The following is a 22,943-nucleotide window of genomic DNA, read 5'->3' on the forward strand; positions in this document are numbered from 1 at the left end:
GGGCTCGACGGCCGCATCGGCAACAAGTTCCTGCACGCGGGCCCGGGCTATGGCGGTTCGTGTTTCCCTAAAGATACCAAGGCTCTGGCCCGCATCGGGCAGGAGCACGCGGCGCCGATCTCCATCGTCGAGACGGTGATCAAGGTCAACGAGGACACCAAGCGGCGGATGACCGACAAGCTGCTCGATCTCTGCGAGGGCTCGTTCAACGGCAAGAAGGTCGCCGTGCTCGGCGTCACCTTCAAGCCCAACACCGATGACATGCGCGACGCCCCGGCGCTGACCATCGTGCCAGCGCTTGTGGGCGGCGGCGCGAGCGTGTCGGTGGTCGATCCGCAGGGCAAGCGCGAGGGCGAGGCGCTGCTGCCGGGCGTGGCCTGGGAGGAAGATCCCTATGTCGCCGCCAAGGATGCGGACCTGCTGGTCATCCTCACCGAGTGGAACGAGTTCCGCGCGCTGGACCTGAAGGTTCTGGCCGCGGGCATGGCGACGCCGCGCATGGCGGACCTGCGCAATATCTACACCTACGAGGATGCGCTGGCGTCCGGGTTCAGCAGTTACGAAAGCGTCGGGCGCGGCGACCCGGCTGCTGCCTGAATGATCCCTGCACATGCAGATCGGGCGGCGCATGGTTGCGCCGCCCGATCCAGGGTCTTGCCATCTCTGGGTCTGGAATTAGCCCAGCAGCGTGTCGCTCGGCATGAACTCGAGCGCGTCGATGCGCAGCGGCTCGCTGCCGCCGTCGCCGTAGCCGGCGAGCATGATCTCATCGCCGGACTCGATCTCGACGTCCGAAATCAGGTGGCGGGTGAGCGTGTTGTCGTTCGCCAGCCGGTCGCCGAGTTCGGCATCCCAGAGCCAGGAGTCGACCACCTCGCCGTTGACGCGGACCTCGAGGTAGGACACGCCATCGTTTTCGTCGAAGTGATCGACGCCGATGTCATAGGTGCCCGAGGCGCCGTCGAAGGTCGCCGTTGCTTCGGCATCGCCGATCGCGTTCAGCACCTTGCCGCCGGAGGCCGCCACGATGCTGCCCACCTGGAAGCCCTTGTTGGCGCTCGCGTCGAACTCGAAAGACTCGGCTTCCATCCACAGCCACTCGGCGGAGTTCTCCGGTGCCTGCTCGGTGGAGGTGGAGCCGGAACCATCGCCGGAGCCATCGCTGAGCCCGGTCATCTCGAGGCTGACCGTGTCGATGCGCAGCGGCTCGCGCGCGTCGTGCTGGCCTTGCAGGGTGACGACGTCGCCCGTGCTCAGCTCGAGACCCTCGATGACCTGGGAGGTCAGGGTGGTGTGGTTGGCCAGCGCGCTGCCCAGTTCCTTGTCCCAGTCCCAGGTCGCGACCTGCTCGCCGTTGACGAGGACTGCCAGCGCGCTGACGCCGTCGTTCTCGTCGTAGTAGTCGACGGCCAGGCTGTAGACGCCCGCGTCGCCGTCGAAGGTCAGCGAAGCGTCCTGGAGCGAACCGCTCTCGTTCTGGATGACCTTGCCGCCCGAAGCGCCGGCCAGCGATTTGACCGCCCAGCCTTCGGTGAGCTGCAGGGCTTCCGCCTCGACGGAGATGACCGTGCCGATGGCGCCGATATCACCGGTGCCAGTGCCGGTCTCGGTGCCGGTGTCCGTCTCGGATCCGGTGTCCGTCCCGGTTTCGGGACCGGTGACATCGGTGCTCTCACCGGTCATCTCGAGGCTGACCGTGTCGATGCGCAGCGGTTCGCTGCCATCGTGCTGGCCCTGCAGGGTGACGACGTCGCCCTTGCTCAGCTCGAGACCCTCGATGACCTTGGAGGTGAGGGTGGTCTTGTTGGCCAGCGCGCTGCCCAGTTCTTTGTCCCAGTCCCAGGTCGCGACCTGCTCACCGTTGACGAGGACCGCCAGCGTGCTGACGCCGTCGTTCTCATCGTAGTAGTTGGCGGTGAGGCTATAGACGCCCGCGTCGCCGTCGAAGGCCAGCGAGGCGCTCTGCAGCGAGCCGCTCTCGTTCTGGATGACCTTGCCGCCCGACGATCCGGTCAGCGACTTGGTTGCCCAGCCCTCGGTCAGCACGAGGTCTTCCGCCTCGACGGTCAGGACGGTTCCGACGCCGGCGCCGGTGTTGCCGCTGTCGGTGGTTTCGTCCGGGCTTTCGATGATCTCGCTGCCGCCACCGGTGGACTCATCGAAGCCGTCGAGCAGGCCGTTGATGTAGTCTTCGATGTTGGTGTAGCCGTCACCGTCCGCGTCCTTGTTGGCGTCCGAGACGCTGGCGTTGGAGCCGATGATCTTCTCGTACTGGTCCGGGATCCCGTCGCCGTCGCTGTCCTTCAGAGCCGCGGAGCCCTGCAGGTTGCCGTAGCCGCCGACGTCGCTGGGCGAGTCGATCAGCGATCCGGTGTCGTTGATCACCGTGTCGATGATGCGCTGGTCGATCGCGCTCAGCTCGCCGTTGATCCGTGCGCCGACGTTCTCGAGGATCCAGTCGAGCGCCTCGCTCGAGGACATGACCTCGGTGGTCGCCGGATCGAACACGAAGCTGCTTTCGATCTGGGAGGTGTTCTCGCCGCCAACGTCACCGACGTTGTCCGACACGTAGTAGGCGGCTTCGCCGGTGTTGCTGATGAAGCGGATGGCTTCGCGGCCGCTGGAGTCTTCACCCTTGATGAAGAAGTTGCCGATCACGTGCACCGTCGACTTGCCGGCGACCAGCAGGCCCTCGTTGCCGTAGTTGTAGATGACGTTGTTGATGAACTCGATGTTCTTCGCGTCATCCTTGACCAGAGCATTCCGGAACTTGTTGCTGACCAGCAGGTTGCCGATGATGCTGACGTTCGAGCTATGGTCGCCGATCAGCATGCCCATGCTGTGCTCACCCTTGGAGTGCAGCGACTCCTTGAGCGCCTCGGCAACGATGTTGTTCGAGATCGTGATGTTGCTCGGCGAGCCCCAGGTCGCGACGTTCTCGTCGATCGACCAGCTGATCGAGTTGCTGTCGAGGATCACGTTCTCGACGGTGTTGCCGGCCTTGCCGATCGAGATGCCGTCGCGATCGTCGGGGTTCATCCCGTCGGGGTCATCCCCCGGACGCGCGTTGATGCCGCGGATGATCACGTTGCTTTCGACAACACGGAGGCGGGCGCCGGTTACGGTGATCCCCCCGGGCGCAGTCTGCCCGGCCACCGTAACGTCACCGTTAATTTCAATCTGGCTGGTGAGGTCGATTTGTCCGCCGACCTCGAACACCACAATGCGCGGTCCGTCCAGATCTTCCAGGGCCCAGCGAAGCGAGCCCACCCCGGAGTCGTTCAGATTTGTAACTTTTACAACTTCACCACCGCGGCCGCCCGTAGCGCCTGCACCAAACCCTTGCGCCCCCTCAAACGCAAGAAGTTCTGAATTATTGTCCACCATTATGTGACTTAGTCCCGATTTGTTGCTTTATGTTGTGTGTGAGTAGTTCCTTTGCGGTGAGCATTAGATACCTGCAGCGCACAGAAGGCGCATTCTGTCTGAAACTTTACCTAGGGGTACTGGGTGAAATTCCGCCGAGTCGGCGTCGGTAAAACCTCGCCGATCTAACGGCGACGGGGGTCCAAATCAGACACGCGCTTTGTAAATGTGACGAGAAAAAGGCACATCCGTCTGGCCGTCCGCAGTCCGCGTTCCCCTAGACGGTTAACTTTCATTGTATTTTGTACGTTAACGTTAAGTTAAAGATCTACAATGGCCATGATTTGTATCCTCTCGGGAAAGGCGAAAATCTGCCAGAACCGAACTGCCCAAAAAATGGGCGCGGCTCGAGTTTGTCCTGTTCGATGGCAACGTGCTGAGCCATACTTGCCACCGGCGGCGTAAGCTGTCCCTGCGGCAATGGTCATTTTCGGCCGAATCGGTGCTGCGCTGCAGCGCCCCGCGCCTCTCAGTTTTGAACATTCATAGATCTATTGTTTCTTAATATGTGGATTACCCATGCGACAGATCAGTCTGCTAGCCGTGACGAAGTCGACCGGGGGCATCGCCCTCTACAACAAGCTGCTCCTGACTGAACTGAGGCGGATCGGAGTCCGCGCGCACACGCTTTGCCTGTCCGAGAACAACGAGGCCTATGCGGCGGAACTGGCGCGGCGTGGGCTCAGCGCAGAGCCCGTGGACATGGCGCGCTACAGCATCGACATCGGAGGCGACGCCCGTGTGCTGCGCCGCGTGGTCTCGGCAGCGCGCGAACATCAGGCCGACGTCATCGTCTGCCATGGCAGCAAGTCGGGGTTCATCGGACGCGCCGCCGGCAGGATCACCAGACGGCCCGTGGTCTACCGGCAGGCGTCGATGCCCTTTCAGCGCCGCGTGCAGGGGGCCAAGGCCCCTGTCTACTGGGCGCTCGACTTCGTGGCGCGCGGCTTCGGCGGACACGTGGTGACACTGACCGAATACGCCCGGCAGGAAACCCTGAAGGCCAAGCTCATGCCGCCCGAGCGCGTCAGTGTGATCCGCACCGGAGTCGACGTGGACCGCTTTTGTCCGCCCGCGGATCGTGCCGCGGCCCGCCGGGCCCTCGGGCTCGACCCGGATCGGCCGGTCGTTGGCTGGATGGGGCGCATCGAGCCGCAGAAGGCGCCGCTCGACTATATTGAATCTCTCCGTGAGCTGGTCCTGCGCTACCCGCAGGTCCAATTCGTCATGGCCGGGGAGGGGCGGCTTCAGGGCGAGGTCGACCAGGCGCTCGCGTCGGCGGGCCTGTCGGGCAGCGTAAAGATGCTGGGTTGGCAGTCCGACCCGGTGGCGGCGCTGCAGGCGTTTGACGTCTACGCGCTCAGCTCGCATTGGGAGGGGCTGCCGATCACCCTTCTCGAGGCCATGGCCAGCGGCTGCTGTTGCATCTCGACCGATGTGGATGGCTGCTCGGACGCGCTGGAGGACGGCATCAGCGGCCGACTTGTCGGCGCGGGCGAGACGGCGGCGCTGGCCGAGGCACTCGAGAGCGTGCTGCGCGATCCCGGTCTGCGCGAGCGCTTCGGCGCGGCAGGGCGTCGCCGCGCCGCAACGCTCTTCGACAAGGAAACCATGGTGGCCAAGTGGGTCGAGCTGCTCTCGACGCTGACCGCGGGCCGGGCGCCCGCGCAGGCGGCGAGCACGGCGGAAGCAGCATCGGAGGGCGGGCAATGACCGGCGGCAGCATCTCCTCGCTGAAACAGACCTTGGGCCGGGCGGAGCCCGCGGCGCAGCAGCCCTTGCGCATCTGCATGATCATTTCGTCGTACCATCCGATCGTTGGCGGGGCCGAGAAACAGGTCGCGCAGCTTGCCGGGCTGATGACGGGGCAGGGGCACGAGGTCTATATCCTCACCCGGCGCTACCCGGGCCTGCCCGCCGCGGAGACCATTGATGGCGTCAAGGTGCGGCGCATTGCGATGCGCAAGCCGGTGAAGGGGATGGGGTTCATCCTCGGTGCGGCGCGCATGGTGCGCAAGCTCGAGCCCGACGTGATCCATTGCCACTCGCTCTTCTCTCCGGCGCTGGCCGGGGCGCTCGGCAAGCGCTGGACGGGCGCGCCGCTGCTGGCCAAGCCCATGTGTGGTGGCGAGGCGACGTCGATCGCGAAAAAGCCGCTTGGTCGCCAACGCCTGTCGTACTTGGCGCAGGCGGTCGATCGGTTCCCCATGGTGAGCCGCGAAATCGAGAGCGAACTGGCCGGCCTGGGCGTGCCGAGCGAGAAACTGCGCTTCATTCCAAATGGTGTCGATGGCGCGCGCTTCTGCCCGCCGAAGAGCCAGGTCGAGAAGGATGAGCTGCGTCTCAGCTTCGGCCTGCCCTCGGGGCCGATCTTCCTCTTTGCCGGACGGCTTGCCGCGCAGAAGCGCCTGCCCCTGCTGCTGGAGGCATGGTCGGACGTGCGCGCGCGCATGCCCCAGGCCACGCTGGCCATTGCGGGAGCCAACCGCTCCTCGGGGTCGGGCTACCAGGCGACCTTCGGCGAGGGCGACGAGCTTCCCACCGCGCTGCTCGAACAGCCGGGCGTGCGGATGCTAGGGCACGTGGCGGACATGCCGAACCTTCTGCGGGCGGTGGATGTCTTCGTGCTGCCCTCGGCCCGCGAAGGGCTGTCCAACGCGCTGCTCGAGGCCTGCGCCTCGGGTCTCGCCTGCATCACCGCGCGCACGGGCGGGGCGGTGGACTTCATGTCGGACGGTGAAAACGGGCTGCTCTTCGACGTCGACGACCGGCAGGCGCTGGCAGTGGCGCTGGAGAGGTTCGCGGCGGATGCCGAGCTGCGCGCGCAGCTCGGCGCTGCCGCCCTGCGCACCGTGGCCGAGAGCTACGACATTCGCCAGACCGCCCGCGCGCTGCTCGGGCAGTACGTCGAGCTTGGCGCCGGGGCCCGGGCTGCCGCGGCGGGGAGGGGCTGAGATGAGCGATGCCGCTCCGATCTTCCTGCTCGGCCTGCAGTCCGGTGGCGCCGATCTGTTGCAGGATGCGCTGCGGGCGCATCGCGACACCGTCTGGCCGGAGGGAGCCCTGCACGAGGTGCTCCGTCCGAGGCCGGCCTTTTGTGCCGAAACCTTCGAGACGCTTGCGGGCTACCTGCCGACGCTTCTGCGCAGCGGAGACATCCTGAACCCGCGCCGCGCCCCCGGTCCGCTGCGTGCGCGCGACCGTGCCTGGATTGCCCGCGAACTGTCACGGGCCACCGATCGCAACCTGCCGGCGGTGCGCCGCTACAAGCGTGCACTCGAGGCGCCGGGCATGGGCTTCCCCTCGGGCCGTGGCCGCATGCTGGTCAAGGTTATGAACCGGAATGTAGGCCTTGCCCCCGAACTCGACCGGATCTACCCCGGAGCCCGCTTTGTCGGCATGGTGCGCGATCCCTACGATGCCTGCGAGAGTCTGATGGCCCAGGGGGCGGACCCGGCGATGGCCCTGCGTCTCTATCGTGATTTCGGCGAGGCCCTCCTGCGGCTCGAGCAGCGGGGTCTCCCGCTGAAATTGGTGCGGCACGAAGACATGATCGGCGACTTCGAGCGGACCATGCAGGCGGTGAGCGACCTTTGTAGTCTTGACCGCGGCGCCGCGCAGGGGAGTTTGCGAGGACATGAGGGCAGGCACCGGTCGGGCGCCCACCCCGATCGCATTTGCGTCGAACGTCCCGCTTCGGCGCCTGTGCGCGGGGCATCGCCGGCCCGCCTCGCCCCCGAAATGGCCGGACTGGTTCAGCAGAACTGCGCCGCGATCATGGAGCGTTTCGGGTACCTCGCCCCGACGGCGATGAGCTGACGTCCAGAAGCTGTGGCTGCTGGTGCTCTGTGGTCAGGGCTGCCTGCTGCGTCGACCCGGGCGACCTTGCGACGCCAATCCCCCGAAGTCCTGATATCTGCTTGACGGCGCTCTGCAGGGAACTTAAGGAGTGCCACACCCCCCGGCGAGTTGGCGGAGTGGTGACGCAGCGGATTGCAAATCCGTGTACACCGGTTCGATTCCGGTACTCGCCTCCAATACTTTCAATGACTTATGCGTTTGCTCGGTCATGGGAGTATCACCTCAGGTATCAGTTTCTTGTTCTGGTCTCGTTCTGTTCGAGCGCTACTGACGCTTGGCAGCAGCCTGCCGCGCGCGCATGATTTGCCGTGCCTCTCCTGCATATTTCGTGATCATTGCCTTGGTGGTGTGCCCGCTGTAGCTGGCAATTTCGTCGTCTGTGCATCCAGCCCATGCCAGCTCCATCACGCCGCGGTACCGCAGTGCATGCTGATCGAAGGCCATCAATCCAAGGCGCTTGCGCTCTTCGGACATGATTCGAGCCATTGCGAAGTAGTCCATTGCGGAGCCGTCGGCTCGAGTGAGGATGTGGCGCGTCGGGTGCGGTGCGAAGCCGAGGTTGGCCTTCGCACTGTCCAGGGCAGCCTTGAGGAATTTTGTGCATGGCAGCTGTAGGGGCGTGCCGGTCTTGTTTTGATCCAGACTCAAGCATTCCCCGTCGTAGTCGCCCCACTGGAATCCCACCCAGTCTCCGGGGCGCTGGACGCTTCCCACGCCGATTTCGAAGATCAGCAGAGGCAAAGGCTGCCCTTCTTCCCGCATCTTATCCACGGCCCAATTGGGCCACGGCAAATGGGGTTTCCGACGGCTCTGAGGTACCTTCAGCGGCTCGATATCGAGGGCCGGGTTGTCGGTGCGCCAGCGCTTCCGAATTGCCAGCTTCGAAAGCATGCTGATGGCCGTCGGGATGTAGTTGGCGAACCTGACCCGGTGACGGTTTTTCTCCATCGCGTCGTAGATGTCCGCCTGGGTCAGGCGCGCCACGTCAGCCTTCCCGATCTTGTCGCTCAGGTAGTCGAAGACGGGCTCGAGGTCTTTCCGGTACCGAGGGGAAAACCCCTCCCATTTGTCCGTCTCGCGCATGGCCGCGATCAGCGCATTCCAGGACGTTTTTGCCGCGGCTTTTTTCCCGCTGACAATCTCCCAGTACTGCCGATCGAATTCAGCTGTGCCTTCCTCTGCGGTGATCCGGCCGATGTAGACCATTTTCCCATTGAGGTACTTGCGGACGTACCAGCGCCCGGCGGGATGGCGCCAAAGGAGTTTCTTGCGACCTACCATTCGATGTGCCCCATTCCGTCCGCAGCATCGCCTCGAGCGATGGTTTGAAGTTGCTCCACATCCCATCGGTCAAACCCGCCAATGCTGACAGGTTTCGGCAGCACCCCATTGTCGACCAGGCCGCGGAAATCGGTCGGCTTCATGTCCAGCAGCGCCGCCGCGTTGCGGTCATTGACAAAGAGGGGTGCGATGCGGGCCATGTCTCAGCTCTCTTTCACGTAGTCGCGACCATTGGCGTGTCCGAGCATCCCGAAGGCCTGCCCGCTGATTGTCACTGTGCGCTTGACGTATCCGCCCCAATAGTTGGGGTCTCCGCCATCTTTGAAGCGCAGAATGCCCTCCCTGATGTGGATCTCGATCTCCTGCCAGTTCAGGGTGATCGCGATTTGTGAGAGTATGCACTGCTTGCGAAACTCCTTCTCTTCATCGCTCGCATTCTCGTCGTACGTGAGGATGGTCTCCACGACGGCGCAGATTTCCTTGCCAGCGATGACCCGATCCTCACTTTGCAGGCCACCAGGGTAGCCCGCGCGCGACATCTCGAAGTACTTGTGAACTTCAATTGCGGCGTTCTTGATCTTCGGGGCGATCGCCACCGCGAGGAAGAGCTTCACGATGTGCTCGACCTCTACGTGAGCGATTGCCCGGCCTCGGCTCTTGGGAAGGTCGCCTGAATCAATGAGCGCTCTGGCGTATGCGTTCACTGTTTCAGGCTTCACTCCCATGATTTCGGAAATATCTTCGACAAGTTCTGCAACAGTCGCCATGTCTGCCTCTCTGGTTTAGATTTAGAATTACCAAATCCAAATCCAAAAGCAAGGCGCTTTCTTGCTTCTGCAGTAAATTTCCGGATGCTTCACTCATTTGAGTGACTCCACGTCTGGGAGAACGGAGTCGAGCAGTTCCTCGGCGAGCTCGAGGGACGACGTTCTGAAGCGCCGGTTTGGGAACATCGCGTCCCCATTGTATAGGCTGTCGGATGCAAGGATGTGATCTTGCAGGATGGCGATTACGGCGCAGAGCTTGTCGTGAGGGGTCATGCTGCGTTTTCCTTGCTGTCGAGGGCCTTGCGGAGTGCAGAGGTGGCACGCTCGGCCTCATTCTGCTTCTCGATGATGATCGATCGAAGTAGGTCCAGCGCATGCCGGCCGTCTCCCGCTACCACTTCTTCGGTGTTGGCGACGATCAGTGCCTCCTGTGCCCAGAGAAGAGCTCCAACGTCGCTGATGGCTTCTTCTACCCGCTCAAGGCACTCTCTGTGCTGAATGGCGATCATACTGCACCGCCTATCTGCCGAAGGGCATCACTCAGGTAGCCGCGTGCCTCGCTGATTGTGCGCTGGCAGGGAGACGGCACCGAGACCGCATCAAGTGCCAGGGCGATGTTGTCGTGCAGCTCGTGGAGAGTGCAGGTAGGCAAGGCGATACCGTTCCCGCTTGCGGGTGCATTTCTCATGATGGTCTCCATTGATATTGGAACGCTTGAATGATAGCCTGCATATCAAAGCAGCCAGCAGCGATCAATAGAAAATCAAACGATATGCAAACAATCATTCCGGAGCAAATCCGCGCAGCGCGAGCGATGCTGAAGATCACGGCTCAAGAGCTTGCGGATGCCGCCCGTATTGGGGTCGCTACAGTAAGGCGTGCTGAGCTCGCCGCCGGGGAGTCCAACCACTCTAAGCTCGTGGATTTTGCTTTGCGCCAGGCTCTCGAGGGTATGGGAGTGGACTTCATCCCAGAGACCGACGATTTCGGTCCGGGTGTGCGCTTGAGGAAGGCTTGATATGGCGTTCCCTGATCATAGAGATCGGATACAGAGATTGATCGACGCGCTGGAGCCCGGCAGCGGCTTCGAACTCAAGACGCTCATCGGACAAGAGTGGCCGCTGGACGAAGACCCGCGGAATTTCGGGAAATGGTTCAAGGCTGAAGTCTTGGGTGGTCGGTTCGCGAATGTTCGCTACAACGGCGGAAAAACGGACAATCACCGAATTTACACGCGCATTTAGGGGAGACTTAGGGCGCCGCGATGGCGCCCTAAGCTGGTAGCGTGGCCCGGTCTACCCCTATCTCTCTTCGGATACCTGCCGCTGCGTGCGCATCTGGCGTTCGAGGCTGGTTAGGCGTGCGTCGAGTCGCAGCGTGTAGTTCAGGAGGGGCAACATTGCCTTCAGCGCTTCGTTGACAGTCACCTGATCAGCGCCTGACGCCTGAAGCGCCTGCACCACCTCCCCGAGAGGGGCAGAAACCCTTTTCATCGCTTCATCGGTCCTCATGGCCGGCCTCCAGCTGCTTGATGCGCTCATGTCCAGCGCGGACTTCAGCTTCCAGAGCCTCAATGCGCCGCTCCAAGGGGCGCATTGAGGTCTTCACGATCGCGGCAAGCTCTTCGCCGAAGACTTTCGCGTCAATCATGCCGACACCGTGGCGGGCTGGATCTCGATGTAGGCCACGCCGTCGGTGCGGATCGCTTCGCACGCCAGGTAAGCCACGACCTTGACCGCGATCGAGTTGGACTGCCACAGGCTGACCTGCGTCGTGGCGGTGCCATCGATCGAGTTGTTGGTCGGACTGTCGAGCAGCTCGACGGTGCCCGCGTTCGAGGCCTCGATCTCGATGGTGTCCACCGCGCCCACGAAGCTCTGAGCGTTGACCACGGCGAAGATCATGCCGCTCAGCCCCTCGGTGATGATCGCCGGGCGGCCGAGGAAGGTGCCATCCCACGGGTTGAAGTCATCCGGGGCGTCCTGCAGTGCGCTGAGATAGTTCGCCGCCTGGACCGAGAACGTGAAGTATGCGCGGTCGGTGGCGCGGGTGATCACTGCGGCAAGAGCTTCCCGCACAGCAGCGAGGATATCCGCCGCGTCCGCGCCCCCGTCGAGCGAGAGGGTCGCGCTGTCCATCAGGCGGGCGAAGAGCTCGACATCGCTCGCCTTGGCCACCGCGGCGCGCAGCTGCCCGTTCAGGAAGGCTTGCCCGGCTGGGGAGATGTTGCGCACCAGGTCTTCGGTCACCGCGAAGGCGCCGCCGATCTTGAAGCTGTCCACGCTGGTCCGGTTGAGGTCGAACCCCTGAATGGGGACTGGTGCGCCTTCGCCGACTACCTGCGCCGTCATGTCGGCATCAGGAAGATACACCGCGGTGCGTAGGGGAAGCTGATAGGTCGCGCGATCGGCGATCATGCGTAGCAGCACTGAGGTTTCCGAGGCTTGAGAGATGAATGCCTGCACCTCCGAACCACCAGCCGCAAGCCCGGTCTGCGATGCGTTGCCCTCTGCGACGGCTTTGAGGCGACGCACGATCTCATCCGGCGCGCCGAGTTTTGCAGCCAATTCGTCGAGGCTGCCGGGTTGAAGCTGGCGGTATGCCTTTGCGCGCGCGAGCCACTGGAGTGTCGCGCCCTTGCCGATGACGTCGGACGATGTCGGTTTCTGATGAATGGACACGGACTTTTCCTTTCGGGTTTCCTTGATGGGATGAATGCGCAGCGTGGAAACCGGCTGCGCAGAGTAGTGCTTGATGTTGCTGATGGTGGCGCCTGCGTTGGCGGGCACGGCGCATACGCTCAGCTCGTGCCAATCCCACCTGGTGAAGCGGTAGCCGCCATCGGGCAGGGGATCGCGCTCGAGGGGCATGAAGCCGACCGAGAGGCCGCGCAGCGCGCCGGCCTTGATCAGGGCCCACACCTCGCGGATGCGCTCAGAGGCGTCGATTGCCAACTTCGCCACCACACGGATTCCATCCGGGACAACCTTCACCTCGGTGACGGCGCCGATCGGCTGGTTGTGGTCGTGGGAGAAGAGCAGGGGGATCGGCAGCGAGTAGGAGGCGCCGAACGGCTCCACCACATCGCCTACACGGTCGGTCTGGGGGGTACTGGCGAGACCGATGATGATCCCGGTTTCCTCGTCGGCGCTCTTGATCTCGAGCTTGGAGAAGGCCTTCTGCATGGTTGCCTCGTGAATGGTCAGATTTCATTGGATGGGGAGGGCCGAGAGGCCCAACTGTGGGAGAGCAGGGGACACCCCTGTTTTCCGCGGTGATATTGCGCACGCAGCAGCAAGCCCGGTTTCCGGTGCCAACCTCTGGGAGATGCGATACACCCCCCCCTCATCGCAGCGGCCTTTCCTTGTTCGCCTTATAGACGGCGGTGACCGCGTCGGCCTGCATCTGCGGCCGCATGCGCTCCATCTGCTGCGCGATCTGCTCGGCAACCCCAGCCTGAGCGCCGCGGGCATCGATGCTGATGGGCACGCTGACTGTCGTTGCGCTCGCGCTGCCACCAGTTGCTTTCGAGAGCGCCGCCTGTGCCTGCGGGACGTTCAGGATACCGCCGGAGCGTGAGGGCACGAAAACCTCGCTGTTCGGCGTTCCCTCATTCACCAGGTACGGCGAGCCACCTCGGACACCGCCGCCGCCGGCGCGCTGACCGAGAATCGAGGAGGCGATGGTGCCGAATAGCCCGCCACCGGTGCTGCCTGCCGCGCCGAATAGGGCGCTGGTGAGGTTCTGCGCCGCGGCCTGCAGCGTGGCGTCGAGCAGGAAGTTGCGGAGCGCATCGCCGACGCTGCCGCCTGCTGCCGCCGTGCGGAGCAGGCTTTCGGTGAGGCCTTCCACATCGTCGCGCAGATTCTTCAGCGCATCGTTCTTCGAGAGGTCCGCCAGCGCCTTCTCGTGCGCCTGGTCGACAAGCTCCATGCCCGCTGCGAACTCGGCGCTCGTAATCTTTCCTGCAGCCAGAGCTTCGTTGAGCACATTCTGATTGTCGGCGTATTCGCCGGCGACGGCGCGCAGGGGGTCGAGAGAGCGCATCAGGCGGTCATAGGCAGCTGCGGCCTGCTCGGCCTCTCGTTCCACCCTGTTCGTGCCGCTGGCGCCGGTTTGGCTGGCTCTCGTGCGAGTGCTGGGCAGCTTCGCGGTCTCTTCGAAGACCGGATATGGATTGTTCTTCTGCCAGTCGCGCGCAGAACCGCCAAACTGGCGAGGATCAGCACCTCGGCCACCGGACATGTTCGCACCGTGGTACGCACGCGCCTGCGCCATGCTCCAGGCATTACCCGCAGCCTCTCGCAAGACGTCGGCGAAGGACTGGGCTTGGTCGATGGCCGCACCGAAGTCGATGTGCTTGATCGCGTCCACCACCGAGAAGACCGCATCAGAGAGGGCATATGTCGAGCTCTCGACCTGTTCGACCTTGCCTCTTTGATCCTCCATCAGCACCAAGGTTTCGGCCAGCTGCTTGATCAGGGCTTCTTCCTCTGCGGTGACTCCGCCGCGCTCGGCCGCAAGCTGTCGCGTCACGTCGATCAGTTGCGACATGGCGGCGATCTGCGCGTCGAGGTCGCCAGAGGAAGCCGCGAGCTGGTCCTGGTAGAACTGGAACTCGCCCGCCATGCTGCGGATGCCCTTGCGTGCCTCGCCGAAGAAGAACTCAAGGTCCGAGAATCCGAAGAACTCGGCGACATCGAGGCGGCGGTCGCCGTCCGTCTCCATGTTGAGCAATTCAGAGATCGAAGCATTGATGCCATCGATCTTCCGTTGGGCCTCAGAGCGCGCGATTTGCTCGAGGAGGTCGAGCGTCGCTCGTATCCGGCTGGCTGCCGAGCCGAAGCGGTCCTCCAGCTGCTCTGTCGACATCATGGCGAGATCGGCGGCGCTGACATAGGCATCGATTGCAGACTGGGCATCCTCGAGGGCGTCTGCGAAGCTCTTGGCCTCCTCGCCTGTGTCAAGGAAGGCGCCAGCGAGGGGCAAGGTGATTGCAAGGGCTGCGCCGGCCAGCGCGCCCCACGGGCCGAGGAAGCCGAGTACCTGCGAGCCCTGCTGCGCGAAGGCGGTGAGCGCAGAAGTACCGCTGCCGACCTGCACTGCGAAGTCACCAACCTGATATCCGAGCTGCTGGAATGCCTGCTTGTTGCGGTTCACCGAGGCGAACACTGTGTTGCCGGTCATCGCGTGGGCGTCTTGGGCAGCGGTGAGCTTGTTCAGGCGAGCCGCGGTCTGGTCGTATTCAGCCTGAACCTTTTCCAGCAGCTGCGCATGACGCTGCTCGGTGATGGTGCCTTTCCGCAGAGCGGTCGCAAGCTTGTCTGTCTCCTGCTTGTAGCGGATCGTAGCGCGCGCCAGCGGATCGTAGCTCTTTTCGAGCTTGGCGATTTCTCGGGCCGACGCCCGCGCGGCCTTATCGTGCGCGTCCTTCTGAAGATCGAGGAGGATTTGAATGCGTTCGGTAACGTCTGCTGTGGTCTCGGCCATCACTTCACCCCCACTTCAAATTTCGCCCAAGGGTCGATTTCTTCGACCAGCGCGGGCATGTCGTTGACCTTCGATCGAGCGGTGGGGGTAGCGCCAAGGGCCGAGAGCTGCTGACGGTACTCCCTGATCATGGCGGCGCTTACGGCGGCCGGGGTGTCCTCGATCAGTGACCGGACAATGCTGGCCATTTCGACCATCGCCCGGTCGGCTTCCACAAGCCACGGAAGCTCAACCTTGAACTTGGCCCAAGCGGCGCGTTGCGGCTTGTTGAAGTACGTGGGCGCGCGACCCAGGACGGGACCGCCTTGCGGCTCGTTCCGATCGCGGTAGCGCTGAGGGTTCTTTGCTGCGGCGCCGGACAGCACGGCTTTCCTGAGAGGTGTGCGGTGGGTCATTGGTGAATTCCTGACTGTGGATGCGTGCAGAAGACGAGAGAGCCGGTTTCCGGCCTTCGGGGTCAGATCGATGGATCACCCCCCCCGGTGGGCCCCTGCTCCTCGAGGAGCGAAGCGCGTCCGATGATGAATGCAGCGCCGGCCTTGGGGCTCGATGCTCTGGTGAGCCGGAGAAAGGCGCATGTGAGGAGTATGTCCGCGAACTCGATATCGCTGAGCTGAGACAATTCTGCTTCCACCATCAGGGCCTCAAAGGCGCTGACCAAGTTCGGGGGCATGGTCTTGATCGGGTGCACTGTCATGCGAGAGCCTTTCTGGTGGGTCGGCGTCGCGATCGCGCTGACGCCCAGCGCGCGTCGCGAAAAGATGGATTCTTCGGATCGTGGGGATTGGGAATTCGGGCGCCCTCTGCGACAGCCCTGGGCACCGTTACCAACGTTACCGCCCTATAGGGCGCGGTAACGTTGGTAACGCCGGAATGACCGTTACCGATTTCGATTTGGTAACGCGTGGTAACGCCGGTAACGCTCATTCGTCGCACCTCCAGACGTAGTCATCCACCACGCGAACCACGCCCTTCTCTTGGAGCGCGTTCTTGACTGTGAAGAAGGCTTTGCGCTTGGCGCTGCTGCTCTCGCCGCTGGAGAGGCTGTGGCGATTGCAGTACTCCTGCCAGGTTGACAGTGAGACGCACTGTCTGTTGCTCGGGTACATGTCGCTGAGTTTGGTTTCGCCGTGGTGGGCCATGGCGTCAGCGAGTGCTTGCAGCGCAACCTTCTGCTGTCCGCTGACCTTGGCTTTCTTCTGCACTGGTTCGGCTGGCTGGACGACGGCAGAGGTCACGGCATCGCCGTCTTCGTCGGTTCCCAGGAAGACTGACCTGATCGTGTAGGCAAAGACGTTGTCACAGCTCATGTCTCGCTGCTTTCGGGTCTCAGCCATGACGGTGCTATCAGTGCGGGTCAGCTCGATTTCTGTGTCTACGGCAGCACGCAGAGCGCTGCTGCCCCGAGCACCTTTCGAGGCATCCTTGCCGCTGTGGTGGATCACCATGACATGCGCGCCAGTCTCGGCCCGGATCAGGTCGATATTGCGGACAAAGCGGCCCATGTCTGGCGCCGCGTTCTCATCCCCTGCACCCATGGCGCGAGCGAGAGTATCGATCACGATCAAAGTGGCCTGAATGGGCATGGAACGAAGCGCCGCTGTCAGCGCTTTGGCATCAACATCCGCGCAGAGGTCGAGTGTCTCGGGCAAAAGCAGGAACGCGCTGTCAGCCGACTGCACGAAGTCTGGATCCTCGCGGCGCGCGGCCTCGATGCGGTTCCGGATGCCCTTTCCGCCTTCACCCGCCACGTAGACCACGCCGCCCTGTGAAACCTTGTTCCCGTGCCAATCCCGACCCGCGGCAACGTGCAGAGACATGTCGAGTGCAAGGAAGGTCTTGCCGACGTTGCTGTCTCCATACGTCACCGAGAATGCACCGGCGTCGATCCAGCCTTTGACCAGGTACCGGGAGTTGATCACAGGTTTCACGTCGCCAAGAGGCTGCAGCTTGTTTCTGAGTTGGTCAGCCCGCGCGGCATTGCCGGGGACCATGTATCCTGCAGGGGCATGTTCGCGCTCATGTGCGCGCAGCTCGTCGGCCATTTCAGCAAAATCCCTCATCACGCGGCTCGCCTCCTGGTCACGAAGTGTAGGAATGCTGCCTGACGGCGCGGGTGCATCGAGTTGAAGCTGGCGAGGCAGTAGGCGTCGAGTTCCTCGGGCTCTGCCATGTCGGCCCATAAGGCGGCTTCATCCATGCAGCTGAAGAGCGCCGGCAATGGGCGCCCAGCGCCAGAGGGAAGTGCAGAAAGTGCGGTCTCTGCGGCTTGCGTGGGGGTGAGGGTCTTCAACGCCACGAAGGCCAGTGCCGCGCGTTCCTCTTCGCTAAGGCGAGCTATCAGGATCGGGAGAAGATTGTCCCAACTTTCCCGGGTGCCGAGCTTGAGAGTGGCGCCCAGCGCTCGGATAGCACCAAGGTGCTGTGGCGACATCATGTCGGAAAAAGAGGTCGCCCAGGTCATGCGAATTCCCTCCCATGCATTGCATCGAGAGGAAAAACCGGGGTATGATTTTCCCAGACATAGACGATTTGCTCAGCGTCTTCTGCCCCGTTCGAGATTGCAGTCTCAGCGGGGTTTTTCTTTGCCAGATCGAGTTTTTTCCGAGTATCAAGTTCTCGGCTTGTTCTGGCTTTGTCTTGATACCCTTTTCGGGTTATCTGATTGATTTCTTTGTGGAAGCGACTGGATTGCAAATCCGTGTACACCGGTTCGATTCCGGTACTCGCCTCCATTTATCTTCAAGCACTTGCGTCACTCCCTTCTGTGTAGCGGCCCCGCTGTTTACAGGTGTGTTTACAATTTCATTTCTCACTACGAGTTCTGGCGGCTTCTAGGCGGGCCAGAACGGCGTCACTTTCGTCGGGACTGACACGCGCGTAGATTTCGATGACCTGCGATGCGTAGCGAACGGACCACCCCATCAACGTTGCGATCTGGCGCAGCGACAGGTCAGCGTTGAGAAGGCGCGTTGCAGCCGTGCCTCGCGTATCCGCCAGCGTCTTTTCGCGGCCATCTTCCCACGGCTCCACCTTTGCCTCGCGGCGCCACTTCGTAATTTGGTTTGATGCCCAACGTGCCGAGAGCGGCTTGCCCAGCTCACTGACCAGCAGCGTTTCCTGGCCATTGGGGGTTTCCTCTAGCAGGCAGCGCAAGGAATGCGTCACAGGAATGTAGGCGACACGCCCTCGCTTGCTGGTCCTGAACCGCAGTCGCTGGCCGTGCTGCGTCTTCTCGAACTGATCAAGACGGACCTGGACAAGATCTGACACCCGCAGTCCTGTCTCACATCCAACAGCGAGGATGCGCTGCACCCACCTAGGGGCGACGCGGTTGAATCTTTTCAGATCGTCCGAGGTCCAGACGATCTCGGTCCGGTTGGCGACGTACAGCTTCTTCAGCTTGTGACAGTGGTGTTCCCGCAGTTTTCCCTCTTCAACAGCCCAATTCAGGATACGCGTCGCATGGGTGGCCGCCATATCGTGCTGCTTCGGAGAGTGAAGCCAGCGCTTCCGCCAGCTGTTCACCTCTCCACGTGACGCAGGCTCTTCAAACATCGCGGCGGGGTCCGATCCGAACTCTAGTTGAAAACGCTTGGCCCAGAGCTCGATATCTTTCTTTGAGCGCTCCCCCTTTGGTACGGCGGCGCTAGACAAAAAGTCGTCGACCAATGCCTCGGTCAGGTAGAGGCCAGCGGATGTCGGTTGGGTGACTTCCGCAAAGGCGTGAAAGAACTCGGGACAAGTTGGATGCGAGATGCAATCTTCCCAAAATTTTGGGCCGCCGCGCCAAGCGTAAAAGTGAAATTTCACTCCAGACACGAGCTTGCGACGTACGCGGTGAACACCCTTTGGCAATCTACTTTTACGCAAGGCGGTTCCTTCGCTGTTCAACTAGGCTAAGCTTCGCATGACGCCCCTTTGGCTGGACGTTCGTCATTCCAATTTCTTGAGCTTGATCAAGCCGAAAGCGCACATGAGCTGGGTCGTAGTAGTGTGGGTTTCGTCGGATTGGGTGAATGCCAAGTCTGCTACAGAAAGCTCGAAAGGCGTCTCCGGGTCTCGCGAAACCTAGCCTTTCAGCAAGCTCTTTGGCTGAGATCAGGTCAACGGATGTTCTCGTTGTCATCGTCCACTCCACGCGGTGCCACAGTGTTTCGGGAAAAGAACTCTTCGATCGCGTCAGCAGGTATGAGGTTTCGGTTCCGAACTCGGACATAACGAAGCTGGCGATCAGCGATCAGTTGACGAACACGGTGGATGGAAAGGGCCATCTTGTCGGCAACTTCTCTCGTTGTGAGCAGCGTTGGTGACATTTATTGTGCTCCCGGTAAAATTTGCGCTAAAGTGAGGCAAATGGCATCATTTAAGCCACGAAGCCATCAAAAGTGCCATATATGGCACCTTCACGCAGATCGGTGCAAATGTCTACAAATTTCCAAGAAATCGGCGAAAGGTTGCGCAAGCTTAGGGCTGGAGCAGGGCTGACACAGGCAGAGTTTGCGGAAACGCTCGGCACCTCGTTACGCTCCTACAAAGGGTATGAGACCGGACAGCGCGAACTGCCAACGTCAGTCATACTGCGTCTGCGCGACTTCGGGGAGGTGTCTCCCAGCTGGCTACTTACTGGAGAACGAGACAAACTTGACGATCAGGCAGAACAAGCTCTGCGATCGACTATTGGGACCGGACTGGACCAGCTCCACCGGCAAACTCACCTTCGTTCGACAGAGGCATGGTCTGATTTCCTAATGCTCCTCATCAAGTTGAGCTTAAATCAAGAAGGCGCAATCAAGCCAGCCGACGCTAACGCAATCCTAAACATAGGATCAAATGATGATCGAAAATCCGAATAATCAACAGCCAACGCCACGCGACGTCCAGCTTTACGGCTCCGAAATGCACGCGAAGTTCATGATGGCTCGAAAGACTCTCCCGGTAAGGGAGACGGCGGAGAAGATGAGCAGGGTTGCCGTTGGCCTAGCGTTTCTCAGCACCCTCATCTACATAACCGGCTTGGCCCCCCAAAATGTGCAAGTCGCATCTTGGGTGCTCTCGTTGACACTGGTTGGCGCAGCAGCCGGATTTGATTCTCTTCGTCGGCGTCTCTTGGAGCTTTCGTGAGTTCAGAAGCACCACCATATGGATGAGTACGATGACCGAAACACCGAAAGTTCAATCCAAGGCTGCAACGCCTGTCATGGAGCTCTATGCACGCATCTTAGAAGTTCAGAAGCGAGCCGGGCCTTCTAGAAGCGAAGATGTGCTGTCCCAGCCTGATTTGAAACAGTACTTCGACGAACAGTGGGAGTAGCTGAAGCGCTGGATGAAGGCCCTCGGCCGACCGAAGTGATCGGCGGAATTTCGCCTTGCAATAAATAGCTACCGAGCTCAACTTCCGTTTGGAAGGAGAGCGGTATGGTTAAGAGTCTGTTGGAGTGGGCCGGTGAGCAAGAGCCGTGGGTCAGTGATAGCCTGAGGAGGATCGCTGGTTCAACAAATCAAGCGATCACTAAGACGGATTTCGAAGTCATTCTCGAAAACATTCAGGCTGCTGCTGGCATGCCTGGTGCGAAAGAGCACCTCTCACCACTCGAACCGAAACACCTTGAAAATAAGAAGAGCGACGTAGAGCGAACGGTTCTAACCCAGCTTGGGCCCGTTGAGAACATTGACAGACTTGCGAGAGGTCAAAGTCTCCGGATGGCTCCTGAGGGTATCACCTTAATTTACGGTGAGAACGGGAGTGGCAAAAGCGGATACACAAGAATTGCCAAGAAGCTTTGCAGAAGTCTTTCAGGAGACGATTTGCGAGGAAACGTCTTTGAGGAAAGTCAAGAACCCAAAAGAGTTCAAATTCGCTATCGGGTCGGCGAAGAGGAAGTGCGAACCATAGATTGGGATGCAAGTTCCGAACCACCAGCAGCGCTGAAACAAATCTCTATTTTTGACAGCCAGAACGCGCGTCTCTACGTCGATGCGGATAACAAGATTGCCTATCTCCCCCACGATCTTGCTCTACTTGAGCGGCACGGGGAGCTGTGTAGGCAGGTGGGGGAGAAACTCTCCCTCGAAGCAAAAGAGTTGACCGCACGCCTCAAGGTGCCACTTCCATCTGGATACAGCGCTGGTTCCACTGTCAGTGTTGCCTTGGGGAATCTGAGGCCAAATTGCCAAGAACTACCATCTCCAGAGTTCCTAGAGGAGCTTTCGAGACTCTCCACGGAGGAAATTCGAGAACTAAAGGAACTGGAAGCAGAGCTCTCGGCAGACCCTATCGCGCAAGCGGACATTCGGAGGCGGGCAATTGCATTGCTGGAAAGGGTTCTACTACGCCTGAATCAATGCACAGCAAACCTCTCCGTGGCTGCTGCTGACTCCCTCGTCCGCGCGAGGGATGAATTTCGCGTTGCATCAAGAGTTGAAGCTCTAGCTGCTTCGGAGGCATTTTCTGAGGAACCGTTGCCAAATGTAGGAGAGTCTGCTTGGCGAACACTCTTCGATGCAGCTAGAGCTTTCGCGGTAAACGATGGAGGCGAAGCGCCCGACCGGCTCCGCGACTCAGAAGGCGACTACTGCGTTTTATGCCAAGAGCCGCTCTCAGCGAGCGGTGCGGACCGGCTTCGGAGATTTAACGATTTTGTATGCGGTGAAGCAGCAAAAAATGCAGAGCGTGCTAATCAAATATTAAAGAGCCGCTTGGAGGAAATAGAACGCGCTGACGTTCCGAATATTGAAGCCGTCCAAGACAGTCTATCCTCATATAAAAACTTGAACGCTCAGCGCCAAGAAATATTGCGAAGAATTTTAGACACATTTCGCGATCTTTCGATGAGGAAGGCAGGTCTCCTTCATGAAGGCAAGGGTAAAACTGAGCTTCCTCAGGTAAACGATCTAGTAGAAGATATTTCTAAGGACGTGGACCTCCTTAAGCTGGAGGTCGCCGAATTCGAGGCGGCCGCTAAGCACACGGGTGCCCTAGATGAGAAGCGGAGAAGGCTATCTTCTCTAAAGGATCGGGCGAAGCTGGGATTAGATCTGGAAATTGTTCGGCAGCGCCTTCAGGACGTAATGCGGAAGAAGAGTATCGATACATGCTTGTCAAAAGTTGGCACTCGCACAATTTCCAATCAAACAACCGCGCTACGAAAAGCTTTGGTTACTGAAAAGTTAGAAGAGAGCATATCTAGTGAAATCAAGGCCCTTGATCTTACGCACTTACCGTTCCGCTTGCGCGAAACAAGCCCAGGCGGTCAAAGCGCTGTATCGATAGGTCTCCAAGGCGTCTCCAAAATTAAGAACAGAGAGATTCTGTCTGAGGGAGAACAGCGCGCACTAGCGTTGGCTTGCTTTCTTGCAGAGATATCTGATGAAAAAGTTAAGTACGGAATACTAGTAGACGATCCAGTATCGTCACTTGATCACCTTAGAGTCAGAAAAGTGGCGCGCCGACTTGTAGCGGAGGCCTGCAAAGGGCGGCAAGTCGTAATATTCACGCACAACATAGTATTCTTTAATGAAGTAATTTCCGAAGCCGCGCGCATGAGGGAGCTTGCGCCTTTAGTTAAAACTGTAGTGAGGAAAACGGACCTCCAAGGATTTGGCGTAATACATGAAGACAGTGAGCCATGGGTGGCGGATATCGCGTCGAGAATTACAAGCCTACAAAGCAGGGCTAATGAGCTCGCCGACGAAACAGACTTCGACACGGACCAGTACCGTCGAAAAATTAAAGACTTCTATACCGACCTTCGAGAGTCGTGGGAGCGTGCGGTGGAAGAGGTGGTGTTAGCCAAAACGGTTGTTCGCTTTGTGCCTGACGTAATGACAGGGAGACTAAGAGACGTGGAAGTGACTGATGACGACTACGCGGCAATCTACCACGCAATGAAACGAGCATCGGAACGATCTGGCCATGACATGTCAGAGGGGCGGGATCTACCTCCGCCAAGACCTTCAGAGTTAAAACAGGACCTGAATGATCTAGACACTTTCCGTAGATCTTTAAAAGAACGGCGTAAGAAAACTTCGGCCCGCCGTGAGCTCCTCGAGAAGCCACGGAAAGCGAAGTTTATTGAATAGAGCCCGGTGTGGGTTCGGCGCTTTTTTGTATAGCCC

General features: G+C 60.6%; 26 protein-coding genes and 1 tRNA gene. 10 read left to right on the forward strand and 17 right to left on the reverse strand.

The window, feature by feature from the left end; translation table 11 throughout:
• Positions 1–597 (forward strand): UDP binding domain-containing protein (locus LC039_RS20650; protein ID WP_319003738.1); only part of this gene is annotated, 597 nt, incomplete at its 5' end.
• A gap of 78 nt (positions 598–675) precedes the next feature.
• Here LC039_RS20650 and LC039_RS20655 read toward each other — a convergent pair.
• Positions 676–3,270: a hypothetical protein gene (locus tag LC039_RS20655; protein WP_226627919.1), complete on the reverse strand. Its 2,595-nt coding sequence runs from the start codon at positions 3,268–3,270 to the stop codon at positions 676–678.
• A 675-nt stretch (positions 3,271–3,945) separates the two neighbouring features.
• Between LC039_RS20655 and LC039_RS20660 the strand changes: the two genes are divergently transcribed.
• From LC039_RS20660 to LC039_RS20675, 4 genes are all read left to right on the forward strand, one after another.
• Positions 3,946–5,139, forward strand: a complete 1,194-nt coding sequence (locus LC039_RS20660) for a glycosyltransferase (RefSeq protein ID WP_226627920.1) — start codon at positions 3,946–3,948, stop codon at positions 5,137–5,139.
• Positions 5,136–6,380 carry a glycosyltransferase family 4 protein gene (locus LC039_RS20665; RefSeq protein ID WP_226627922.1) on the forward strand — a complete coding sequence of 415 codons (1,245 nt, stop codon included), beginning with the start codon at positions 5,136–5,138 and terminating at the stop codon, positions 6,378–6,380. Before LC039_RS20660 ends, LC039_RS20665 begins: the two co-directional genes overlap by 4 nt.
• Before the next feature lies 1 nt (position 6,381).
• Positions 6,382–7,245 (forward strand): sulfotransferase, encoded by an 864-nt coding sequence (locus tag LC039_RS20670; protein ID WP_226627923.1) that lies wholly within the window; start codon positions 6,382–6,384, stop codon positions 7,243–7,245.
• 144 nt (positions 7,246–7,389) lie between these two features.
• Positions 7,390–7,463, forward strand: a tRNA-Cys gene (locus LC039_RS20675).
• Positions 7,464–7,551: 88 nt separating this feature from the next.
• Here LC039_RS20675 and LC039_RS20680 read toward each other — a convergent pair.
• The 5 genes from LC039_RS20680 to LC039_RS20700 form a co-directional block, all read right to left on the reverse strand.
• On the reverse strand, positions 7,552–8,568 hold the full coding sequence (locus LC039_RS20680) for a tyrosine-type recombinase/integrase (RefSeq protein WP_226627925.1): 1,017 nt from the start codon (positions 8,566–8,568) through the stop codon (positions 7,552–7,554).
• Entirely contained in the window at positions 8,562–8,768 is a 207-nt protein-coding gene (locus LC039_RS20685) for a hypothetical protein (RefSeq protein WP_226627927.1), read from the reverse strand. The genes LC039_RS20680 and LC039_RS20685 overlap by 7 nt, the downstream gene beginning before the upstream one ends.
• 3 nt (positions 8,769–8,771) lie before the next feature.
• A complete protein-coding gene (locus tag LC039_RS20690) occupies positions 8,772–9,335 on the reverse strand; it encodes a hypothetical protein (protein WP_226627928.1) in 564 nt (187 codons plus the stop codon).
• Positions 9,336–9,428: 93 nt separating this feature from the next.
• Positions 9,429–9,608: a hypothetical protein gene (locus tag LC039_RS20695; protein WP_226627930.1), complete on the reverse strand. Its 180-nt coding sequence runs from the start codon at positions 9,606–9,608 to the stop codon at positions 9,429–9,431.
• Entirely contained in the window at positions 9,605–9,844 is a 240-nt protein-coding gene (locus tag LC039_RS20700; RefSeq protein ID WP_226627932.1) for a hypothetical protein, read from the reverse strand. The genes LC039_RS20695 and LC039_RS20700 overlap by 4 nt, the downstream gene beginning before the upstream one ends.
• 263 nt (positions 9,845–10,107) lie before the next feature.
• Between LC039_RS20700 and LC039_RS20705 the strand changes: the two genes are divergently transcribed.
• Together LC039_RS20705 and LC039_RS20710 are read left to right on the forward strand one after the other, a co-directional pair.
• Positions 10,108–10,353 (forward strand): transcriptional regulator, encoded by a 246-nt coding sequence (locus LC039_RS20705; protein ID WP_226627934.1) that lies wholly within the window; start codon positions 10,108–10,110, stop codon positions 10,351–10,353.
• A gap of 37 nt (positions 10,354–10,390) precedes the next feature.
• Positions 10,391–10,579: a single-stranded DNA-binding protein gene (locus LC039_RS20710; RefSeq protein WP_264179632.1), complete on the forward strand. Its 189-nt coding sequence runs from the start codon at positions 10,391–10,393 to the stop codon at positions 10,577–10,579.
• A gap of 57 nt (positions 10,580–10,636) precedes the next feature.
• Here the strand turns inward: LC039_RS20710 and LC039_RS20715 are convergent, their stop codons facing one another.
• The 11 genes from LC039_RS20715 to LC039_RS20765 form a co-directional block, all read right to left on the reverse strand.
• Positions 10,637–10,846, reverse strand: coding sequence for a hypothetical protein (locus tag LC039_RS20715; protein ID WP_226627951.1), 210 nt, complete (start codon positions 10,844–10,846; stop codon positions 10,637–10,639).
• Positions 10,833–10,985 carry a hypothetical protein gene (locus LC039_RS20720; protein WP_226627953.1) on the reverse strand — a complete coding sequence of 51 codons (153 nt, stop codon included), beginning with the start codon at positions 10,983–10,985 and terminating at the stop codon, positions 10,833–10,835. The genes LC039_RS20715 and LC039_RS20720 overlap by 14 nt, the downstream gene beginning before the upstream one ends.
• Positions 10,982–12,520, reverse strand: coding sequence for an HK97 family phage prohead protease (locus LC039_RS20725; RefSeq protein ID WP_226627954.1), 1,539 nt, complete (start codon positions 12,518–12,520; stop codon positions 10,982–10,984). The genes LC039_RS20720 and LC039_RS20725 overlap by 4 nt, the downstream gene beginning before the upstream one ends.
• A gap of 160 nt (positions 12,521–12,680) precedes the next feature.
• Entirely contained in the window at positions 12,681–14,825 is a 2,145-nt protein-coding gene (locus LC039_RS20730) for a hypothetical protein (RefSeq protein ID WP_226627956.1), read from the reverse strand.
• On the reverse strand, positions 14,825–15,220 hold the full coding sequence (locus tag LC039_RS20735) for a hypothetical protein (RefSeq protein WP_226627958.1): 396 nt from the start codon (positions 15,218–15,220) through the stop codon (positions 14,825–14,827). Before LC039_RS20735 ends, LC039_RS20730 begins: the two co-directional genes overlap by 1 nt.
• Positions 15,221–15,282: 62 nt before the next feature.
• Positions 15,283–15,522 (reverse strand): hypothetical protein, encoded by a 240-nt coding sequence (locus LC039_RS20740; RefSeq protein ID WP_226627959.1) that lies wholly within the window; start codon positions 15,520–15,522, stop codon positions 15,283–15,285.
• Between the two features lie 226 nt (positions 15,523–15,748).
• Positions 15,749–16,888 (reverse strand): AAA family ATPase, encoded by a 1,140-nt coding sequence (locus LC039_RS20745; protein ID WP_226627961.1) that lies wholly within the window; start codon positions 16,886–16,888, stop codon positions 15,749–15,751.
• On the reverse strand, positions 16,888–17,289 hold the full coding sequence (locus tag LC039_RS20750; protein ID WP_226627963.1) for a hypothetical protein: 402 nt from the start codon (positions 17,287–17,289) through the stop codon (positions 16,888–16,890). Before LC039_RS20750 ends, LC039_RS20745 begins: the two co-directional genes overlap by 1 nt.
• The gene (locus LC039_RS20755) at positions 17,286–17,561 is read right to left on the reverse strand and encodes a hypothetical protein (protein WP_226627964.1); all 276 of its coding nucleotides are present in this window, start codon (positions 17,559–17,561) and stop codon (positions 17,286–17,288) included. The genes LC039_RS20750 and LC039_RS20755 overlap by 4 nt, the downstream gene beginning before the upstream one ends.
• A gap of 69 nt (positions 17,562–17,630) precedes the next feature.
• Positions 17,631–18,719, reverse strand: a complete 1,089-nt coding sequence (locus LC039_RS20760; protein WP_226627966.1) for a tyrosine-type recombinase/integrase — start codon at positions 18,717–18,719, stop codon at positions 17,631–17,633.
• Positions 18,720–18,931: 212 nt separating this feature from the next.
• Positions 18,932–19,141, reverse strand: a complete 210-nt coding sequence (locus LC039_RS20765; RefSeq protein ID WP_226627967.1) for a helix-turn-helix domain-containing protein — start codon at positions 19,139–19,141, stop codon at positions 18,932–18,934.
• Between the two features lie 108 nt (positions 19,142–19,249).
• Between LC039_RS20765 and LC039_RS27090 the strand changes: the two genes are divergently transcribed.
• The 3 genes from LC039_RS27090 (at position 19,250) to LC039_RS20780 (ending at position 22,907) form a co-directional block, all read left to right on the forward strand.
• The gene (locus LC039_RS27090; RefSeq protein WP_226628179.1) at positions 19,250–19,681 is read left to right on the forward strand and encodes a helix-turn-helix domain-containing protein; all 432 of its coding nucleotides are present in this window, start codon (positions 19,250–19,252) and stop codon (positions 19,679–19,681) included.
• Positions 19,682–19,980: 299 nt separating this feature from the next.
• Entirely contained in the window at positions 19,981–20,139 is a 159-nt protein-coding gene (locus tag LC039_RS20775; protein WP_226627969.1) for a hypothetical protein, read from the forward strand.
• A gap of 104 nt (positions 20,140–20,243) precedes the next feature.
• A complete protein-coding gene (locus LC039_RS20780; protein WP_226627970.1) occupies positions 20,244–22,907 on the forward strand; it encodes an AAA family ATPase in 2,664 nt (887 codons plus the stop codon).
• Positions 22,908–22,943: the final 36 nt, after the last annotated feature.

The organism is Alloyangia pacifica, assembly GCF_020524285.1.
GTDB classification, from domain to species: Bacteria; Pseudomonadota; Alphaproteobacteria; order Rhodobacterales; family Rhodobacteraceae; genus Salipiger; species Salipiger pacificus_B.

Bases quoted from the DNA above. Each gene is read 5' to 3' on its own strand.
- LC039_RS20660 (WP_226627920.1), top strand. From the start codon at position 3,946: ATGCGACAGATCAGTCTGCTAGCCGTGACGAAGTCGACCGGGGGCATC.
- LC039_RS20665 (WP_226627922.1), top strand. From the start codon at position 5,136: ATGACCGGCGGCAGCATCTCCTCGCTGAAACAGACCTTGGGCCGGGCG.
- LC039_RS20670 (WP_226627923.1), top strand. From the start codon at position 6,382: ATGAGCGATGCCGCTCCGATCTTCCTGCTCGGCCTGCAGTCCGGTGGC.
- LC039_RS20680 (WP_226627925.1), bottom strand. From the start codon at position 8,568: ATGGTAGGTCGCAAGAAACTCCTTTGGCGCCATCCCGCCGGGCGCTGG.
- LC039_RS20685 (WP_226627927.1), bottom strand. From the start codon at position 8,768: ATGGCCCGCATCGCACCCCTCTTTGTCAATGACCGCAACGCGGCGGCG.
- LC039_RS20690 (WP_226627928.1), bottom strand. From the start codon at position 9,335: ATGGCGACTGTTGCAGAACTTGTCGAAGATATTTCCGAAATCATGGGA.
- LC039_RS20695 (WP_226627930.1), bottom strand. From the start codon at position 9,608: ATGACCCCTCACGACAAGCTCTGCGCCGTAATCGCCATCCTGCAAGAT.
- LC039_RS20700 (WP_226627932.1), bottom strand. From the start codon at position 9,844: ATGATCGCCATTCAGCACAGAGAGTGCCTTGAGCGGGTAGAAGAAGCC.
- LC039_RS20705 (WP_226627934.1), top strand. From the start codon at position 10,108: ATGCAAACAATCATTCCGGAGCAAATCCGCGCAGCGCGAGCGATGCTG.
- LC039_RS20715 (WP_226627951.1), bottom strand. From the start codon at position 10,846: ATGAGGACCGATGAAGCGATGAAAAGGGTTTCTGCCCCTCTCGGGGAG.
- LC039_RS20720 (WP_226627953.1), bottom strand. From the start codon at position 10,985: ATGATTGACGCGAAAGTCTTCGGCGAAGAGCTTGCCGCGATCGTGAAG.
- LC039_RS20725 (WP_226627954.1), bottom strand. From the start codon at position 12,520: ATGCAGAAGGCCTTCTCCAAGCTCGAGATCAAGAGCGCCGACGAGGAA.
- LC039_RS20730 (WP_226627956.1), bottom strand. From the start codon at position 14,825: ATGGCCGAGACCACAGCAGACGTTACCGAACGCATTCAAATCCTCCTC.
- LC039_RS20735 (WP_226627958.1), bottom strand. From the start codon at position 15,220: ATGACCCACCGCACACCTCTCAGGAAAGCCGTGCTGTCCGGCGCCGCA.
- LC039_RS20740 (WP_226627959.1), bottom strand. From the start codon at position 15,522: ATGACAGTGCACCCGATCAAGACCATGCCCCCGAACTTGGTCAGCGCC.
- LC039_RS20745 (WP_226627961.1), bottom strand. From the start codon at position 16,888: ATGAGGGATTTTGCTGAAATGGCCGACGAGCTGCGCGCACATGAGCGC.
- LC039_RS20750 (WP_226627963.1), bottom strand. From the start codon at position 17,289: ATGACCTGGGCGACCTCTTTTTCCGACATGATGTCGCCACAGCACCTT.
- LC039_RS20755 (WP_226627964.1), bottom strand. From the start codon at position 17,561: ATGGAGGCGAGTACCGGAATCGAACCGGTGTACACGGATTTGCAATCC.
- LC039_RS20765 (WP_226627967.1), bottom strand. From the start codon at position 19,141: ATGTCACCAACGCTGCTCACAACGAGAGAAGTTGCCGACAAGATGGCC.
- LC039_RS27090 (WP_226628179.1), top strand. From the start codon at position 19,250: ATGTCTACAAATTTCCAAGAAATCGGCGAAAGGTTGCGCAAGCTTAGG.
- LC039_RS20775 (WP_226627969.1), top strand. From the start codon at position 19,981: ATGACCGAAACACCGAAAGTTCAATCCAAGGCTGCAACGCCTGTCATG.
- LC039_RS20780 (WP_226627970.1), top strand. From the start codon at position 20,244: ATGGTTAAGAGTCTGTTGGAGTGGGCCGGTGAGCAAGAGCCGTGGGTC.